This window comes from Arthrobacter sp. D1-29, assembly GCF_054130585.1.
The window spans coordinates 4,299,911-4,317,668 of sequence record NZ_CP096383.1 but is presented as its reverse complement, the minus strand read 5'-3'; the positions used below and the strand labels follow the sequence as shown (position 1 = coordinate 4,317,668).

The window sequence follows — 17,758 nt, the reverse complement described above, 5'->3', positions numbered from 1 at the left end:
GGCGAATGATCGATTCACCCTGGCGGGGCACTTCGCGTTGGATAGGAGGGTATCCCTCCGCCAGAGCCGGCGGCCATGAAGACGCCGACGGGGGTTTCACCATCGCTCAAAAAGACAGGGACCTCGCGGTGAGGGCGCGGGGTGCTGAAGTTCTTCACGGCGTCTTCCGGGCTGGTGGGCATGGGGCCGCCGTACAGGTCACTGGCGTATGCGTACCCGGATTGCCCGTTGGTGGCCATCACAGCGATCAGGTCGGGGGTTCCGTTCTCCTGGCTTTCGACGCCGTAGGTTTCACCCTTGGCGTTGACACCCAGAGGGGTCCGTTCCTGCTTTACATACTCGGCGGTAAGCTGCCAGCGGGCCTCCGGGCCGGCCTTGATCGTGACACTGTCCTGGCCGGGCGCGAGGGGGATGGTGTAGCCGCTCCAGCCCAGTGTGTCGCTGGCAGCATCCTCCTCCGAGCAGCTGCTAGAGGCACCGTCGGGAAACTCAAACCAGCCAGGGGTCAGGCACCTAAGTTCCATTTGAATCCCCGTGGTTCCCTCGGGAGGAGTACCCAGCTCAACGGTGGCTGTGCCGGCATAGGTGGTGGTCACAGGCGAGGCCAAGGGTGACACCTTTTCGCCTCCCGGGATGAGGAAGAGCCCTGCCGCCGCCGCTCCAACGCCAAGGAGTCCCGCCCCGGCCAATGCGCCGGCACCAAGCCACACCCTGGTGCGGCTCCGCTTCGCGGCTGGTTGTTCCTTCTTGACCTGGGAGACCAGTTCTGCCCGGAGGGCATCACTGAAGCGATCATCGACGTGGAGCTGATTCATGGCCGTCCTCCTTCCAACACCGGGGTTGGAGCGGTGGTCGGGTTGGTTGATGTACCAGGTTCAAGGGCGGCTCTGAGCCGCTGACGGGCCCGGTGGATCCGTGACTTCGCAGCGGCAGGCGTCAGATTCAGGACAGCGGCGGCAGCAACGATGGTGTGCTCCTCGAACACCACCAGGGTGACCAGGTGCAGGTCCTCGGCAGTTAGTGTGGCCAGAGCCCGTGCAAGGTCCTGGTCAAGAGCGTCCTGGTAAGAGCGGTAAGAATCTGCTGTTGGGTCGCTCAGGTCCTCGGTTCGGGGAAGGGCGTTCAGCAGGCGTTGGTAGCGCCGTACCGCGCGGGTGCTGTTGCGTGCCATGTTCGTGGCTGTCACCAGCAGCCACGGAAGGATGGACCCGTCCACGACCCGGACCTGCTTTCGCCGCCGCCAGAGCTCAAGGAAGGAGGCAGCCATGATGTCTTCAGCGTCGTGGTGGTTCCCGCAGAGCCGGTAAGCGTGCCGGAAGACCCTGTCCCGATGCCGGTCATACAGGGCGCCAAAGGCATCGCCCTGGCCCAGAAGGCTCTGGTGCCACAACCCCTCTTCGCTGTCTCCTCTGTTCCCCATGCCTTTTAGTGTCCGGCAAAGCCCAAAAGGTTTCACCAATCCGAAAAAATCGTGACGTCCGTGGCTGTTTTGACCAAGCCGGAGCAGGCGCCCGGCGTCGGTAGAATGCGCGGCCGGTGCAGTGCGGCGAGAAGGTGAACGGCGGCGCTTATTCTGGAGGCGCGTCAATGGGCCTGGACGGGGCTCCAGCTTTTCCCTACCGGGTAGCAAGCTCCATCAGGTGGCCCCTTTGCCATTCCTGGCCCCGAAATGCAAACTGCTGTACCCGTCAAACAGGCCCAGCGTGGCCGAAAACCAGTACGCTCCTGCGCATTGGAGGGCAAAACCCGCTGCCCCGATGACGGGCATCTGCATGGCGATCCCTGTGATGACAAGCGCGAGGCCGGCCAGTATCGCCAGAACGGCGAAGCTTTTCCGGCGTTGGGTTTTGCGGTCCGGGCGCGCGTCTCCCAGGTTGCGCGCCAGGCGCGGATCGTCTTCGCTCAGCTGTTCCTCAAGCGCTTCGAGGCGCCTGCGCTCGTCGTCGGACAGAGGCATCCTTTTCGCCTTTCCTGCTGTGGCGTCAATAATCACGCTAGGCAGCTTCCGCACGCCGAACAACGGGTGTTATTGAGTCGCAACGGCTGCCCGGCCATTCTTAACTCCTTTGTGATGCCACTGGCGGCCGGCACCTCGTGAGGGAGGCACGCACGTCAGCCCGGCGGGCCTGGGAGATCAGGAAATAAGCGGCTTCAGCAGCTTCCCGATCGTACCGATGGCAGCGTTTCGGGCCTGAGCCCCAGTACGCATCATGGCGAATTTTCCCATCAGGCGTGAGGAACGCACCAGCCGCTGCGACCGCGCGCGCCGCTCCCTGTCGTAGGCGGCCAGGCCGGCGTCGAGCGTGGAGGCCTTCGCTACGGCCCGCCCGAGCGCGGCGCCGTCCACAATGCTTTCGCACGCACCGCGGCCAAGGAAGGGGGCCATGGCGTGGGCAGCGTCGCCCACCAGAGCCGTGTTCCCCTTGGTGAACGAAGGCAGCTTGGGCGTTTCGAAGAGTCCGTGATGCAAAATGCCGTCTTCCTCGATCCTGTCCATCACGTCCCGGACGCTGAAATGCCAGGATCCAAAACGTTCGTTGAGGTGCGGCAGGTGCGGCCCATCGAACGTACTGTCCGCGTTCATGCAGGCGTACCAGTTGGTGGCATCCGGACCTGCCGGTGTGATGCCGAACAGGGCGCCAGGCGCCCAAATCTCGCCGTGTTCCCGGACGCTTCCAGGAACTGTGCCCCGCCAGGCGACCGCTCCCAGCGGACGGGCGCTGAAGCGATCGCCGAACATCCGGTGCCGGCTGCGGCTGAAGGTGCCATCCGCGCCGACAACCAGGCGGGCACCCTTGAACAGGTCCTGTTCATCCACCCGGGTATTGAAGCTGATGTCCACGTTCCGGGCCAGCGCGGCCAGGAGTGCGGGCCGGGAGACCAGGTTGAGGTCTGCACCGCCGGGGGCGGACACCAGAGTCCGCCCCTCGGGCGTCCACAGCCGGGTGCCGGCACCGCCGGAAATATGGGTCCAGCCGCCGCTGCTGCGTGCGGCTTCACCGGCTCCGATGGCGTCAAGCGCGCTGACTGCCTGCGGCCACATCCCCAGCATGGTGCCGGTGCGCGGCAGGGAGGAAGCCTGCTCGAGCACCGTGACTGACCAGCCGTGGCGTGCCAGGGCCCGGGCCGTGCTCAGACCGGCTATTCCCGCACCGATGATGACCGCTTCGTTTCGCACAGCCCAAGACTACTGAACCAGGCTACTCAACCGCGGTCAGGACACCGCAAGCCACAGCAGCGAGGCCATGGTTGCCGTCACGCAGCCCATAATGGTGACCCCCACGGTCCAGGTCTTGAGCATGACCAGCGATGTCCTGGATCCCCGCGCCAAATACGGCCTGTGGTCGGCCTAAAAGCAGGACGCCCTCTCACCTTTGGCAGGAATCCCCTCGATGCCCTATCACTTCTGGTCGTTCCCAGGCGCTGATAAGGACTACAAGTGATAGCGCATCCGGGTTAGGCCGGGTTTGCCCTCTGATGTGCTGGGCCTGTGAAAGGCTTGAACCATGGCGGAGACGACGGTGCGGCTGGCCACGGTAGGCCATGGAACCTCCAGCGAAGAGGATTTCGGAAAACTGCTGACAGCTGCAGGGATCAACTTGCTGGTTGACGTCCGCATAGCCCCAGGAAGCCGGAAATTTCCGCACTTTGGTAAGGACCTGCTGGCGCAATGGCTGCCAGCCCGTGAGATCGGGTACCGCTGGGAAAAGCGGTTGGGCGGCTTCCGGAAGCTTCCGCCGGATTCGCCGGATACCGCCCTGCGCAATGATTCATTCCGTGCCTATGCGGCCTACATGCGGTCTCCGGATTTCTCCCAGGCCCTCAGCGAACTGATCGCTGAGGCTTCTGGCCGGCCGGCAGCGATCATGTGCAGCGAGACGCTCTGGTGGCGCTGCCATCGCCGGCTCATCGCCGACCATGCCCTGTTGGTGGAGGGAGTGGATGTCCGGCACCTGATGCCCGGCGGAAAGCTGGTTCCGCACCAGCCGACGTCGGGGGTCCGGGTTCACCGCAACGAGCTGTATTACGATCTGTTCCCCGGATCCCGAGTAAAGTCCGTCACTCGCCGAGGTCGTGGGACAGCGTCCAGTTCGCGGTAATTTTCCGGCGAACTGGGTAGCGCTCCAGCGAATTCGCGGCGCCGAATTGTCAGGCCCATTTACGGCTCACCCGTTACTCTCAACCCACTAGCCCTACCCTACGGGCGCTGGCCGGGCTCCCCCCAATAGGAGCCCGGCTGTTCGCTACCCGTCGTAGTGGGTCCGCGCCGGTCCCTGGCCCAGCGCGTTGACCACCGCTGCCGCCACGTCATGGAGTTTGGAGTTGCGGGTACTGGACGCCGTCTTGAGGATCCCAAACGCTTCGTCCTGGCTGCACCGGTTCTGGGCCATGATGATGCCCACAGCCATGTCGATCACGGTCCGGGACTCAAGCGTGGCCCGCAGGTTCGCCGCCGACTCGCTGTAATGCGCAAACCGGACGGCCAGCCGCAGCGCCAGGGAGGTCTGGCTGACGAAGTCCTCGGCGAATTCAAGGATCCGCCCGGTGAAACGGAAGGACCGCTGGGAGTAAAGCAGGAGGGCGGCTTTGGTTTCCCCCTCCAGCTGGAAGGGAAGGGCCAGGACTGAGCGGACACCCTGGGCCAGGACAGCCGCGGAATACTCCGGCCACCTGCCGTCATCCTCAACATCAGGCAGATGGACTGTCACCTGTTCCACCGAGGCGGCCATGCTGGGACTGTCACTGAACTGGTACTCCACCTGGCCGATGGCCTGCGCCTCCGGGCCGCTGCTGGCGATGGTGGCCGCCTTGCGACGACGCAAAAGGGTAATGCTGCAGAGTACCTCGTCGTCTGGCTCGGAAAGATTACGCGCGGATACGCGCGCGAGCTCATTAAGGAAGTCCTCAACGTCGGAGCTGTTGAGGACCAGTTCATGCAGGTGCTCGGTGATGGATGTATCAGTTTTAGCTGTTGACTCGCTGGCCACGATTCTTGGTGCCATTCGCTCAGGTCAAACGAGCCGGCGACGTACCGCCCCCTCCGAACGGAATGGGGGTGATAAGGGTCGCTGGATCGACGAACTTCCCAACGGCCTGCTGCTAAACCGATATCGAGAAGTATATACGGGCCCGGCTGTGCGAATGGTCACTCTGCGTGCCATCCCGCTGGAACTCAAGGCTGGCGGTGTGGACATTCTTGTGGGCAGAATAAAGGACGCGCCGGCGCTGCCTGCGACGGACCCATGGAACCAGCGGCAATGGCGCCGCGGAGGGACGTAGAACATGACCAGACTGCTCATTATTGGTCCGCCCGGCTCCGGCAAAGGCACGCAGGCCGAGCACATCGCACGGCATTTCAACATCCCGGCAGTATCAACGGGGGAGATCTTCCGGACCAACGTCAGCCAGGAGACCCCTCTCGGCAGGGAGGCCGCCAGGTACCTGGACGGCGGGGACTTCGTGCCGGACCACCTCACCAACGCCCTGGTCAAAGAGCGGCTCCGCGACTCCGACGTGGGCCCAGGCTTCCTGCTTGACGGCTATCCGCGCACCGCGCCGCAGGTTTCGGAGCTGGACAATATGCTGGCATCCCTGGGGCAACGCCTTGACGCCGTCATCGAACTCCTGGCGCCCGATGCCGAGCTGGAACAGCGGATGCTGCAGCGGGCGAAGGACCAGGGACGCAAGGACGATACCGTGGAGGTGTTCCGGCGGCGGCTGGACCTCTACCACCGCGAAACGCATGAGGTAGTCTCTGTTTACGCGGGCCGGGGGCTGGTGGTGTGCATTGACGGCAGCGGCGAACCAAGCGAGATCACCAAAAGAGCGATTGCCGCCGTCGAAAAGTTCCTCACCACGTAGCTGGCCAGGCACCGGGGCCGCACTCAAAGCCACAACAGGAGTTTTTATGAAGATTGCCGTAACCGGTGGCAGCGGAAAGCTGGGACGCCACGTCATCCGCCGGCTGACCGGGGACGGCCACACGGTGCTGAACCTGGACCGGGCAGGGGAGCGCAGCGCTCAGCTTGCCATCGTGGACCTGCGCAACTACGGCCAGGTTCTTGATGTGCTCCTGGGCCTTGATGACAGGCACAGCGGTTTTGACGCCGTGGTGCACCTGGGGGCAGTCCCGGCGCCCGGGATCATTCCGGACGCCGCCACCTTCGAGAACAACATGCTGTCCACCTACAACGTGTTCCAGGCGGCCCGCCGGGCCGGCATCAAAAAAGTGGTGTACGCCTCCAGCGAGACGGTGCTGGGGCTGCCCTTCGACGTCGACCCTCCCTACATTCCTGTGGATGAGGAGTACCCGGCCCGGCCGGAGAGCACCTATTCGCTGGTCAAACACCTGGAAGAGCAGATGGCCGCGGAACTCACACGCTGGGATCCTGAACTGAGCATCGTGGGGCTGCGGTTCTCAAATGTGATGGACGTGGAGGACTACGAAGCGTTTCCAACGTTCGATTCCGATCCCCGGCTGCGCAAATGGAACCTGTGGGGCTACATCGATGGCCGCGACGGTGCACAGGCAGTGGCGCGGGCCCTGGAAAATGGCCAGCCCGGTTTCGAGGCCTTCATCATCGCCAACGCGGACACCGTCATGAGCCGTTCCAGCGCCGGCCTCGCCGCGGAGGTCTTCCCCGACGTCAAGGTGACCAAGGATTTGGGCGAGCACGAAACCTTGCTGTCCATTGGCAAGGCCCGGCGGTTGCTCGGATTTGAACCCGAACACTCCTGGCGTACCTACCACTCCAACCGGACGACACCCACCGAAGACTGACGCCTAGGATTCGTTTTGGCTTTCGCCGCTGAGCGCATTGTGGAACTGGCTTGCCATCTCCTGACGGAACGATTCGATGTCACCGCTTAAGGCAAGTTCAGCCAGTCGCTCGTGCTCGACGGCGATTTCATGGAGGTTGCTGTAGGTCGGATGATCTGCCGCGAAGTAGAGACGCAGCTTGTTCTCCCAGCCGTTCCACAGACTTTGCAGGGCAGTGTTGCCCGAAAGTTCGTAGAAGAGCCTGTGGAAGCGAAGGTGGGCGTCAACGCTTGCCGGGATATCGTTCGTGTCCGTGGCCCGGTACAGTTCCTCGATGGTCTGCTTCAACCGAAGCCGCTCAGGACCGCGCAACGTTGGGGCAGAGAGCTCAGCGGCATAAGGCTCCACAAGCATGCGGATTGAGGCGATCTCGGCGACGTCGCGGGCACTTACCTCCACAACGAAGGATCCCTTGAAGGGGATCTTCACCACCAGCCCCTCTTCTTCAAGCTTGGTCAGCGCCTCCCGCAGCGGGGACCGGCTGATCCCAAGGTCGGCAGCAATGTGCGTCTCGCGCAGCTGTTCCCCTGGAGCCACGGTGCCATCCAGGATTGCTGTGCGCAGCACGCGGTAGACGCCGTCCGGTGTCGTTGTCCTCTGTTCCTGCCATGCGAATTTGCCGTCCATGGTCCCCCCTCTTGTCGATTGTCGATTATACATCGTCCACGTCATGGCTTCTCCCGCTCAGGTGTGGTGAGGTCCTCGACGGCCGTTTCCAGGTGGTGTTTGATGGCTTTGTTGAGTCCTTCCTTGTCTCCGGCCTCGAGCAGATCCAGCAGGGTCTGGTGTTCCTGGACCAGGACGTCCATGCGTGGGTAGGCGGCGGCCAGGTTGAGAATGCACATCCTGGATTCGGCTGCGAGGGTTTCGTAGATCCGGATCAGGCGTGTGTTGCCCGCCCCGGCCACGAAGGTGGTGTGGAAATCGATATCGAGCCGGGCAATTGCCTGCCAGTCCGAGACGGCCGCCTGCTTGGCCATTTCACTGATGATGGCTTTCAGGGCCTGGCAGGTGTCCTTGACCTGGTCCTGGCCGGCATCGACCAGGACGGCCGCGGCAGTTGATTCCACCGCCTGGCGGGCTGCGTAGATCTCGCTGATGTCATGGGAAGTTAGCTCAAGGAGGAAGACGCCCCTGTTGTGGCGCCTGACCAGGATTCCCTCCTGGCACAGCCGCTGCAATGCCTCGCGGACAGAGCCCCTGGAAGTGTCCAGCTGGCTTGCCAGGACAGATTCATTGATCTGCTCTCCGGGACGGAAGGCACCCTGAACGATTTGTTCGCGCAGCTGATCGGCGATCAGCTGCGCCGTGGGCCTTCCCTCCAGTGCAAGGAGTCCTTCCGGTGCTGCCATTACATCCCACTCATCTCACGCTTTTGCATGCTGCATGTTTTCGAGATTGCTTTCCGGTGTATTCGTACTCAAGGGGTTTGGCCCCGCAAGTTACCTCCGCTGACGGATTGGCCTAGGTCTGAAATCGTTGGGGCCGGACGAAGTCCAAGCCGTCGAAGGTGCGTTTGCCGAGGGCTTCGTGTGCGGCGATTTGGCCGTAGCCGGTGGCGTTTTTGAAGCCGCCGCCGGAGAAGCCTGTGGCGCAGTAGATCCTGCTTCCGTCGCTGAACCGGCCGACCAGCGGGTTGCCGTCCTTGGTGTAGAGGTCTGGGAAGGTGTCGGAGCGGACGATGTTGGGGATGAGGCCGGGGAGGAAGTCGGTGACGGTTTCGGTTGTCTCGGCTATTTCCGCGGGAGTCAGTTCCCTGGGCAAGGCGCCCGGGTCCGGTGTTGGTCCGCCGCGGCCGTCCAGGGTTGCCTTGACGGTGACCCCGTCAACCGCCGGTGCGCCATACATGGAACGGCCCTCGTGTACCCGGCTGAAGGTGGGGAATTTGTCAGGGGTGAATTCGGCCCCGTCCCTGGCCACGAACCAGGTCAGGAAGAGCCGTTTGGCTACTGTGGCCGCCTTCAGGTAGTCGGGCATGAGGAGTTGGGACCAGCCGCCGGAGGCGATGATGACGTTTTCGAAGGTCCAGGATTTCTCGCCGGAGGTGATGAGGACCCCGTGGGGGGTTTCGGTGATGTTGTTGATCGGGGTGTTGCTGCGGATGGTTGCGCCGTTGGTTTGGGCGGCGGTGATGGCGGCTGTGACGGCGCGGTCCGTGCGCAGGGCGCCGGCGTGGGGGTCGTAGACTCCGATGTCGTCGGGGCGGAGGTTGTGCTGCGGGTAGCGTTGGGCCATCTGTTCGTGGCTGAGGATTTCGTGCTCGGCCCCGGTTTGTTTGATGGTTTCGAGGAGGGCTGTGAGGTAGGGGCCGTTTTTGGTGCCGATGGAGAGCCCACCGCAGCGGGTGAGGATGTTCTGGCCGGTTTCGGCTTCGAGTTCGGCCCAGAGGTCCCGTGAGCGTTCCAGAATGGGGTAGAGGTGGGGGTTGCCGCGGTAGATCATGCGGAAGAGCCGGGTGTCCCCGCCCACGGCGCTGCGGCCGTGGGCGGGGGTGTGGGCTTCGAAACCCGTGATGGAATCGGTGAGTTGGCTGGCTTGCCAGAGGGCCATGGAGCCGATGCTGCCCAGGCCGATGACGGCGAGTTTTCCGTCCATGGTTAGAGGACCTGTTCCAGGAAGGCCCGGGTGCGGGCGAAGCCCATTTCGTGGGACATCGGGGCAGCCATTAGCGGATTGCGGCTTCGGTGATGGCTGATTCGCCCAGGCCCCAGTACTCCAGGGATTCCTTGTATTCAGGGGTTTCCAGGACGGACTGGATGGCTGCCTGCAGCGCCGGGGTCAGCGCTGAGCCCTTCTTGACGCCCATGGCGACGTTGGTGTTGGTGCGGGTATCAATCCGCGGTTCCAGAATGTGGAAGTGGTCCGGCTGCTGTTCGTTGGCCCAGGCCAGGGCACTGGCGTCGTAGAAGACACCGTCGATCCGTTTGGAGTCCAGCTGGGTCAGGGCTTCCTGGACGTTGGGCAGGGTGATGGCGTTGATGGCGGGCTGGCCCTTTTCCTCGCAGGTCCACTTCGAGACGTTGGGCAGGTGCTTGAGCTGCTGGGTGGAGCCCTTGGTCACGCCGATGTTTTTCCCGCACAGGATGTCGTTGGTCAGGTTGTTCGGGTTGCCTTTGGGTACCGATACGGCCGAGCCGCCCTTGAGGTAGTTGATCATGTCCAGGACCTTGAGCCGTTCTTCGGTGGCGGACATCGTGGTGGCGGTGAAGTCGTACCGGCCGCCGTCGATCCCGGGAATGATCGTGTCAAACGCGGTGTTTTCGAACTTCAGCTTCAGCCCCAGTTTCTTCGCCACGAGCCGGGCCAGGTCCGGGTTCAGCCCGATCGGGGTGGAGTTATCCTCGGCGAGGAACGTCATCGGCGGGGAACTCAGATCCATCGCCACCGTGATCTCACCCTTGGACTTAAACGACTCAGGCAACAACGCCACCGCCGCAGCGTCCGGCTGAACCCCCTCGGAAACATCCCGGGTATTCTGCGTCTTCGAAAGTTCCGCCGCCGGGGCATTCGATGATGCCGCGCCGCCACAAGCGGACAGGGCCAACACAACAGCGAGCCCGGCGGCCGCCGTCTGGATCTTATTTATGGTCTTCATGATGCTTCCCTTCAAAGGGGTTCAGGTGAAAGTTTTGGGTGGTGGATTATTCGTGAAGTCCGGCGAGCCTGCTGCCGAATTTGGCCAGCAGTGAGGTCTTGGTGGAGTCCCGGCGTTCTTCCCACTGGTCGGCAAGTCCGAAGAGCCGGTACATGCCGTGAACACCGAGCCAGCGGAGGGGTTCGGGTTCCCACTTCCGTGCCCGATAGCCGACCCAGGGAAGCGTGGTGCGTTCTGTTTCCTTCTCGAAGGCGAGCTCCGCGAGGGTCCTGCCGCCAACGTAGGCTGCCGTGACGCCGTGTCCCGCGTAGCCGGTGGAGGATCCGATTCCGGATGCCTGGTCCCAGTGCACGCCGCCGTTCCAGTCACGGGTCACCCCGAGGACTCCGGACCAGGCGTGGTCCACTTCGAAGGGGATCCCGGGGAAGAAGGAGCGCAGCTTGGTGGAGATCAGGTCAATGGTGGATTGTGGTGTTGAACCGGCGCCTCCGGTGCCTGAGCCGTAGCGGTACGGCGCTCCGCGGCCGCCGATGGCGATCCGGCCGTCCGCTGTTCGCTGCGAATAGATGAAGGTGTGCGCGGAGTCGTTAAGGCACTGCGGCCCGTTCCAGCCGATCTGCTCCCACGCCTCCTCCGAGAGCGGTTTGGTCACGATCATCGAGGAATTGATCGGGATCAGGGTCCTGCTGCCCAGCAGTTCTCCGGAATACCCTTCGGTGCAGATGAACGTCTTGGCCGCGGTCACCCGTCCGTTGTTCACAGTGAGGGTCTTGTTCTCGACGCTGCCTACCCGGCTGCCTTCGTAGATGCTCACCCCCATGGAGGTCAGGGTTTCGGCGAGACCGTAGACGAGTTTGGCCGGATTTATCCGCGCGCAGTTCTTGTAGAAGAGTCCGCCGTGGACGGTGGAGATGTTGATCTGGCTTTGGAATTCGTTCCGGTTGAGCAGATGGACATCGTCTTCGGTCAGCCCGTACTTCCAGTCGGTGTCACGCCTGCTCACCAGCCGGCCCAGCCCGGCCCTGGTGTGGGCAGCCACGAGCGCGCCGCCCTTGTTCTGATCCGCGTCGATGCCCTCGGCCTGGAGAATATCCAGGACGGAATCGACGCCGGCGACAAACTCCTGCTGCAGTGCAATGCTGGCGTCGATCCCGCCGCCGGATGCGCGGGCGAAGGTGGCGCGGTTTCCCGGGGGCATTGCCGAGAGCCAGCCGCCGTTGCGTCCGGAGGCGCCGTAGCCGATCTGTTCTGCCTCAAAGACCGCGACGTTGAGTGAGGGTTCGAGTTTCTTGGCGAAGTACGCGGCCCACAGGCCGGTGTAGCCGCCGCCGATAATGGCCAGGTCTACAGAGTCCTGACCGGTAAAGCGGGGATAGGTGGGCCTGGTGTCCGAGAGTCCGGCCATCCAGAAGCCGAGTTCGCCGTTTCGGGGTGTTGCCGCAAGGGCTGTCATGAGTTGTCGTCCTTCTTTGTCTGGGAAGCGTTGAGCTGGCAGGACGGCGGAGCCATCGCTGCCACACGGCCTGGAGTGATGTTTAGGCGGCGGTGTATCCGCCGTCGACGGGCAGGACCGCCCCGGTGATGTAGGACGATTCCGGGGACGCCATGAAGAGGATGGCGTCGGCGATCTCTTCGGGGGTGGCCAGTCGCTGGAGCGGGATCTGGCCTTCGCGCTGAGCGCGGTAGGCCTCGGGGTCCTCCCTGCGCTGGAACGATGCTTCGATGATCGGGGTCGCCGTCAGCCCCGGTGCGACGATATTGACCCGGATGTTCCGTGCGGCCCATTCGATCGCCGCGCCCTTGGCGAGCATGATCAGGCCGCCCTTGGCCGCGGAGTACAGGACTTCATCGGGCTTGCCGACCATGCCCAGCCGTGAACTGACGAGGACGAATGACCCACCCGTGGCGGGCATCAGCGGCGCGAAGTGCTTCATCACCAGGAAGGAGCTGAGCAGGTTGCTGTGCAGCACGTTCTTCGCGTCCTCGTAGGCCATTTCCGTCAGCGGGCCGCTGACTTGCAGGCCGTGGTTGAGGACGACGACGTCCACGGTGCCGAAGGACTCGGCGGCTTGCCGGGCCAGGCTTTCGACGAACGCCTCGTCGTTGAGGTCTCCGGGGACGTACAGGTCATCGGGCTGGGCGCTGTCGATCTGCTCCCTGCGGCCGGTGAGCAGCAGCCGGGCGCCTTCGTTCCGGAAATGGGAACATACTGCCTGCCCGATTCCGCTGTTGGCGCCGGTTACCAGGGCCGTGGTCTTATCAAGTCTCATGTCAGTCACTCCATTGTGGGGTTGGTTCTCGGGTTGCAGGCTGGGGGACGGACGTCCCGTCCCGCGTGATCGCTCCGGGGGGATCGGTCCGGATCGGTCAGTTGAGGAATCCGCGGGCGTCGACCGGCCAGCGTTCCAGCGTGGTCCCGGTGCTGTCGGTAACGATGTATTCCTCGAAGTTCACAACGACGGGGCAGACGTGGTTGGGCACTACCGGAAGCACGGTCCCGACGCTGGGGCGGAACCCGGCGGGCAGGGGGAGGAATCCGTGGTATTCGTTGAGTTTGGACAGGAGGGCGTTGGTGCCGGCGATGGCGCCGTAGCCGATTTCGGGGTTGCCTTCGCGGCCGAGGGCTTTGGTGCCGATGTCGAGGATGACCTGGTCGGGGACCCAGTCGCTGACCACGGTGCCGGCGACGAAGAGCGCGATCTGATCCGCGGTGCAGGCGCCGAGCCTGGTGTTGTTCAGGTCGTTGAACACGTATTCGCCGGGCCGGATTTCGGTGATGACGCTGTTGGTGGCGAATTCCACGGTGGGTGTGGAGCCGGCACTGACCACTTCGGGAGTGATCCCGGCCGCAGTGAGGCTGCGGACAGCTGTGACGAGGGCGGCGTCCTGGTCCTCGGCGGCGCGCTTGCGGGCGTCCGGCCCGGCGCTGCCGTGGCCGGGGTAGGTGAAGACGCCGGCCGGGATCAGGCCGCGGTTGCGGGCGGCAAGGGCGAGGTCACCCGCGGCCTCGGCAGGAGCGCCGGAACGCCGGGCACCGCAGTCGATCTCAATCACGATCTCCAGCCTGTCAGGGTCTGATCCCATCGCGTCGGCGAGGGCGTTGACCGCCGCGAGGTTGTCGACGCCGACCCGCAGCCGGGTGGTTTCGGCCAGTTTGCGGATCCTTGGCCCTTTCGTTCCCGAAGGCCAGATGGGGTAGGCGAGGAAGATGTCCTCGAACCCGGCCGCGGCGAAGACTTCGGCCTCACCCACGTTGCCCGCGGTGATTCCGACCGCCCCGGCCTTGACCTGGCGCCGGCCTATTTCCACACACTTGTGCGTCTTGACGTGCGGCCGAACGTCCAGGTTCTGCCGGGCGGCGAAGGCCTGCATGCGGTCGATGTTCTCCTGCATGACGTCGGCCAGGACGATCGGTGCCGGGGTGTCAACTCGCCCGAGGAGAGCCTCGAGTGCTTGTTGAATGCGGTTCACGCTGTACTCCTCATGATTCTGTGAATGAATGTCGAGGGCAGCGGTGCTAATGTCCTCGGATGCCGAGCGTGCGGGACCCGCATCAGCGGGCCCCGCACACCACCGCCCTGGAACAGCACGGCCCTGGAACAACAACGCCCCGGAACAGCACCGCCGTCGTGCCCGTTGCTAAACGGCCGTGCAGATCATCTGGATCTCTACCGGCGTGTTGGCCGGTAACCCTGCGACACCGATCGCTGTACGGGCGTGGCGCCCGTTCTCACCCAACACTTCGATGAGCAATTCGCTGGCCGCGTTGGCGACCCGGGACTGCAGTCCGAAGTCCGGCTCACTGGCCACGAAGACCAGCATCTGCACGATCCGGACCCGGTCCAGGTCCCCTACCGCCTGTACAGCGGCAGCCAGGCAGTTCAGCGCGCAATGGCGGGCGAGCTCCCGTGCTGTCTCCAGGTCTACGTCCCGGCCAACAACGCCCTGGCCCAGCAGCACACCGTCCTTGTAAGGCAGCTGGCCCGAGATGTGGATGCTGGAATCCACCGCGCGGTGGTCCACGTAGTACGGATTATCAGCAAGGCTGGGAAGTTCCAGGCCAAGGGCCTGGAGACGATCCGAAGCCGAACCGGCCTTGGTGACGCTCATTTTTACCTAGGCCTCTGTTAGGAGCCAGCGGGACGCGGCAGGCCGAAGAGGACGGGGAGGTCGGCGATGTCGGTGATCCGCTCGTAGCCGAGCCAGTGCTCGTCCTGCTCGAAGCCGCGGTCCACATACACCTTGTTTTTGATGCCGAGGATAGCGGCTGAGCGCAGGTCATACATCGGGCTCGCAGAGACGTGCACGATCTCGTCCGGTGTCACGCCAAGCTTGTCGAACATGTACTCAAATGCACCGAGCCGCGGCTTGTAGGTGCCCATCTCCTCTGCGCTGATGACGACGTCGAAGGGGGCCTTGAGGTTGGCCGAAAGGCGGGCAGCATCAGCGGTTTCGCTGTTCGTGATGATGACCAGGGGGATTTCTTCAGCCAGGCGGTTCAGTGCCTCGGTGACACCGGGGTACGGGCCCCAGGTGGGGACGATCTCGTAAACCGCCTGTGCATCGGCCTCGCGGTACTCAATGCCAAGCCTGCGTGAGGCGCGTTCCATGGAGTTGGCGACGATCTCGCGGAACGGCTTGTATTCGCCCATGCACTCGTCGATGCGGTACGCCTTGCAGGCCTGCAGGTAGTCTTCGGCCAGCTCGGCCGGCAGCCGGTCGCCCAGCACCTGACGCAGCGCGTCGCTGATAGCGAACTTGATCAGCGTTCCGTTCATGTCGAACGTCACGAACTTCGGCTTGGTTTCGAATTCGAATGCCATGTGATCCTCCAATTGATCGATGCGTCGTCGATTGTCGACGAGGCTTGGGCGTGCTACGACTCTAAAGCGAGTGGTAGACCTCTGTCAAGAGTTGAAAACTGAACTGTTCAACAGTTGAAGCCAGTCACTCTTGCGTTGCGCAAGCACGGCCGCCTCTGGGGTATCGCGCCGTGGCGCAGGAATTTCGCCAGGTTTTCGCGGGAAAATCGAAAGGCTCCAAGGGTTGCCGCAGGATCCTGCAAATTCCCTGTTATTGCGGAGACGTGCTCCTATTCTTTTGTTAGGGGCCAGTGGACATCCGCCCCAAGTAGCCCGGACCGCCAAGTCAGTGCCCGTACAGAGGACCCCAAAATTCGCAACTCATATTTTGTGCTGCCTGCCGCCGTTTTGGTTGCCGCCGCTGCCCTGGCGGCGGCCGCTGTTCCAGCCGCAGCAGTTGCCCCGGCAGAGGCCGGAGCCAGCTCCCGCTACATCGTCAGGTACTCCGCGGACGCCGACCCGGCCGCCGAAGCAACAGCCCACAAGTCCCGGGGCATAGGGGTTAACAAGACGTTTTCGCACGCCTTCAAGGGCTCGGTGGTGACAGCAAATCCGGCACAGGCTGCGGCGCTGGCCCGTTCAGCCCGCGTCACGTCGGTGGAAGCGGACGCCCCTGTGAGCATCTCGGGAACACAGCAGCCCGCTCCTTGGGGCCTGGACAGGGTGGACCAGCGGCCGCTGCCCCTCTCCGGCTCCTACACCTGGACGGCATCCGGTGCGGGCGTCAGCGTCTACGTGGTGGACACCGGCGTCCTGGCCTCCCACGCCGAATTCTCGGGCCGGATCACAGCCGGCTGGACAGCCGTTGCTGACGGCCTCGGATCGGGTGACTGCAACGGCCACGGCACGCACGTGGCCGGCACGGTGGCCGGGTCCACCTACGGTGTAGCCAAGACCGCAACCGTGGTTCCAGTACGGGTCCTCGATTGCAACGGTTCAGGCTACAACTCCGACGTCGTGGCAGGGCTCGACTGGATCGCTGCCAACCACTCGGCCGGGACGCCCGCCGTCGTCAACATGAGCCTTGGGGGAGCAGCAAGCTCAGCGGTTGACGCCGCGCTCCAGGGCGTTATCAACGACGGTGTAACTGCAGTGGTTGCGGCGGGCAACTCCGCCGTTGATGCTTGCGGCAGTTCCCCGGCACGCCTCCCCGCTGCAGTGACCGTGGCGGCCAGCGATTCCGCTGACCGGCAGGCCTCCTTCTCCAACTTCGGCGCCTGCGTAGACCTCTATGCCCCGGGTGTAGGGATTGTCTCTGCCCACCACACGTCTGCCGCCGCAACTGCTTCCATGTCCGGCACCTCCATGGCCGCACCCCATGCCGCCGGTGCCGCCGCCGTGCTGCTGTCCCAGAATCCGGCATTCACCCCGTCGCAGGTCGCGGCAAGCATCGCCTCGAACGCTACCCCCGGCGCCATCACGGCGGCCGGACCCGGCACACCCAACCGGCTGCTTTTCACAGGAGCGGCTCCGGTCAGCACCCAGCCTCCGGTCGCGCTCGTGCCGCCTGTAGTCACGGCAATGTCACCGGCTCCCGCTACCACGTCGGTGGCTGTTGGCAGCAACGCAACAGCCGTTTTCGGCACCGCGGTTCAGGGGGTCGGGGCAGGAACTTTTGTGCTCAGGAACTCCGCCGGCACCATCATCCCTGCCACAGTCAGTTACAACGCCACCACCCGCACCGCCACCCTGGATCCAACATTGAGCCTGGCTGTTGACGCCACGTTCACCGCCACGCTGGTGGGTGGCGCCACTGCCATCCGCGACGCCGCCGGAACTCCGCTGGCCACCACCAGCTGGACGTTCGTGACCGGTCCGGCTCCAACGCTCACCGCCCTTACACCCCGGATCAACGACAGTCTGGTGCGAAGGAGCAACAACGTCACCGTGACGTTCAGCGAGGCAGTCCAGGGGGTGGGCTCAGCCACCTTCACGCTGAAGAACGCGGCAACGGGCGCAGTGGTCACGGCCGCCGTTGTGCGCAACGGCAACACTAACCAATGGATCCTGGATCCGCAGCAGGCTCTGGCCCCGAAGACCAAGTACACGGTGACCGTCTCCGGCGGACCGGCAGCGGTCCGCGACCTGGCCGGCAACCAGCTGGCCACCAGGACCTGGCAGTTCACCACCGGCTCGTTCTAGCCATACTGTCCCGGCAGGTTGGTGACACGGGTATTCCTGACCGGCATTGGGGGGCGGACAGGAAAAAGGAGGCCGACGGCGGCAGTTACCTGCCGCCGTCGGCCTCCTTTGGTGGAAGCTTCCTACGTCCCGAAGCCGGATTCGCGGATCGGCAGGACTTCGTAGCCGTCCGTCTTGGCCACCATCTGCCGTCCGTGATTGCCGTTGAACTTCAGCCACATGACTGACGAGTCCGCCGTGGCAGTCTCAACTTCGCCGGTGCGGATGACGCTCCCCCCAGAGCGCAACTCCACCCAGCTGCCAATGAGCTGATGCCAGTCTTCGGTGGGCTCGTCCACG

20 protein-coding genes are annotated in these 17,758 nt (G+C 63.9%); 5 read left to right on the top strand and 15 right to left on the bottom strand.

Translation table 11 applies throughout. The annotated features are described in order from the left end of the window. Positions 1 to 14 precede the first annotated feature (14 nt). The 4 genes from M1E17_RS19620 to M1E17_RS19605 all read right to left on the bottom strand — a co-directional run bounded on the left by M1E17_RS19620 (position 15) and on the right by M1E17_RS19605 (position 3,178). Positions 15 to 815 (bottom strand): peptidase M56 family protein, encoded by an 801-nt coding sequence (locus M1E17_RS19620; RefSeq protein WP_457963589.1) that lies wholly within the window; start codon positions 813 to 815, stop codon positions 15 to 17. Further along, entirely contained in the window at positions 812 to 1,420 is a 609-nt protein-coding gene (locus tag M1E17_RS19615) for an RNA polymerase sigma factor (protein WP_457963588.1), read from the bottom strand. The genes M1E17_RS19620 and M1E17_RS19615 overlap by 4 nt, the downstream gene beginning before the upstream one ends. A gap of 216 nt (positions 1,421 to 1,636) precedes the next feature. Further along, a complete protein-coding gene (locus tag M1E17_RS19610) occupies positions 1,637 to 1,957 on the bottom strand; it encodes a DUF3040 domain-containing protein (RefSeq protein ID WP_457963587.1) in 321 nt (106 codons plus the stop codon). 177 nt (positions 1,958 to 2,134) lie between these two features. Further along, entirely contained in the window at positions 2,135 to 3,178 is a 1,044-nt protein-coding gene (locus M1E17_RS19605) for an FAD-dependent oxidoreductase (RefSeq protein WP_457963586.1), read from the bottom strand. Positions 3,179 to 3,506: 328 nt separating this feature from the next. Here M1E17_RS19605 and M1E17_RS19600 point away from each other — a divergent pair, with 328 nt between their 5' ends. After that, positions 3,507 to 4,100: a DUF488 domain-containing protein gene (locus M1E17_RS19600; protein ID WP_457963585.1), complete on the top strand. Its 594-nt coding sequence runs from the start codon at positions 3,507 to 3,509 to the stop codon at positions 4,098 to 4,100. Positions 4,101 to 4,244: 144 nt separating this feature from the next. Here the strand turns inward: M1E17_RS19600 and M1E17_RS19595 are convergent, their stop codons facing one another. Beyond that, a complete protein-coding gene (locus M1E17_RS19595; protein ID WP_457967848.1) occupies positions 4,245 to 4,988 on the bottom strand; it encodes an ANTAR domain-containing protein in 744 nt (247 codons plus the stop codon). Positions 4,989 to 5,142: 154 nt separating this feature from the next. Between M1E17_RS19595 and M1E17_RS19590 the strand changes: the two genes are divergently transcribed. From M1E17_RS19590 to M1E17_RS19580, 3 genes are read left to right on the top strand one after another with little or no spacing between them, the layout of a single operon-like run. Next, positions 5,143 to 5,280: a hypothetical protein gene (locus M1E17_RS19590; protein ID WP_457963584.1), complete on the top strand. Its 138-nt coding sequence runs from the start codon at positions 5,143 to 5,145 to the stop codon at positions 5,278 to 5,280. A gap of 3 nt (positions 5,281 to 5,283) precedes the next feature. Continuing rightward, complete coding sequence (locus tag M1E17_RS19585) at positions 5,284 to 5,862, top strand: adenylate kinase (protein WP_457963583.1); 579 nt, start codon at positions 5,284 to 5,286, stop codon at positions 5,860 to 5,862. 46 nt (positions 5,863 to 5,908) lie between these two features. After that, entirely contained in the window at positions 5,909 to 6,781 is an 873-nt protein-coding gene (locus M1E17_RS19580; protein ID WP_457963582.1) for an NAD-dependent epimerase/dehydratase family protein, read from the top strand. A 3-nt stretch (positions 6,782 to 6,784) separates the two neighbouring features. Here the strand turns inward: M1E17_RS19580 and M1E17_RS19575 are convergent, their stop codons facing one another. From M1E17_RS19575 to M1E17_RS19535, 9 genes are all read right to left on the bottom strand, one after another. Further along, a complete protein-coding gene (locus tag M1E17_RS19575) occupies positions 6,785 to 7,447 on the bottom strand; it encodes a GntR family transcriptional regulator (protein ID WP_457963581.1) in 663 nt (220 codons plus the stop codon). Positions 7,448 to 7,488: 41 nt separating this feature from the next. Further along, entirely contained in the window at positions 7,489 to 8,172 is a 684-nt protein-coding gene (locus M1E17_RS19570) for a GntR family transcriptional regulator (RefSeq protein WP_457963580.1), read from the bottom strand. Positions 8,173 to 8,284: 112 nt separating this feature from the next. Beyond that, positions 8,285 to 9,415, bottom strand: a complete 1,131-nt coding sequence (locus tag M1E17_RS19565; protein WP_457963579.1) for an FAD-dependent oxidoreductase — start codon at positions 9,413 to 9,415, stop codon at positions 8,285 to 8,287. 70 nt (positions 9,416 to 9,485) lie between these two features. Beyond that, entirely contained in the window at positions 9,486 to 10,415 is a 930-nt protein-coding gene (locus tag M1E17_RS19560) for an ABC transporter substrate-binding protein (protein ID WP_457963578.1), read from the bottom strand. A 46-nt stretch (positions 10,416 to 10,461) separates the two neighbouring features. Beyond that, positions 10,462 to 11,868: an NAD(P)/FAD-dependent oxidoreductase gene (locus M1E17_RS19555; RefSeq protein WP_457963577.1), complete on the bottom strand. Its 1,407-nt coding sequence runs from the start codon at positions 11,866 to 11,868 to the stop codon at positions 10,462 to 10,464. 82 nt (positions 11,869 to 11,950) lie between these two features. After that, positions 11,951 to 12,685 carry an SDR family NAD(P)-dependent oxidoreductase gene (locus M1E17_RS19550; RefSeq protein ID WP_457963576.1) on the bottom strand — a complete coding sequence of 245 codons (735 nt, stop codon included), beginning with the start codon at positions 12,683 to 12,685 and terminating at the stop codon, positions 11,951 to 11,953. Positions 12,686 to 12,782: 97 nt separating this feature from the next. Continuing rightward, positions 12,783 to 13,886, bottom strand: coding sequence for an alanine racemase (locus tag M1E17_RS19545; RefSeq protein WP_457963575.1), 1,104 nt, complete (start codon positions 13,884 to 13,886; stop codon positions 12,783 to 12,785). Positions 13,887 to 14,054: 168 nt separating this feature from the next. Continuing rightward, positions 14,055 to 14,525 carry a RidA family protein gene (locus M1E17_RS19540; RefSeq protein ID WP_457963574.1) on the bottom strand — a complete coding sequence of 157 codons (471 nt, stop codon included), beginning with the start codon at positions 14,523 to 14,525 and terminating at the stop codon, positions 14,055 to 14,057. A gap of 17 nt (positions 14,526 to 14,542) precedes the next feature. Beyond that, entirely contained in the window at positions 14,543 to 15,238 is a 696-nt protein-coding gene (locus M1E17_RS19535) for a haloacid dehalogenase type II (RefSeq protein ID WP_457963573.1), read from the bottom strand. Positions 15,239 to 15,607: 369 nt separating this feature from the next. Between M1E17_RS19535 and M1E17_RS19530 the strand changes: the two genes are divergently transcribed. After that, entirely contained in the window at positions 15,608 to 17,419 is a 1,812-nt protein-coding gene (locus M1E17_RS19530; RefSeq protein WP_457963572.1) for a S8 family serine peptidase, read from the top strand. A gap of 122 nt (positions 17,420 to 17,541) precedes the next feature. Here the strand turns inward: M1E17_RS19530 and M1E17_RS19525 are convergent, their stop codons facing one another. Continuing rightward, positions 17,542 to 17,757: a hypothetical protein gene (locus tag M1E17_RS19525; RefSeq protein WP_457963571.1), complete on the bottom strand. Its 216-nt coding sequence runs from the start codon at positions 17,755 to 17,757 to the stop codon at positions 17,542 to 17,544. Position 17,758 lies beyond the last annotated feature (1 nt).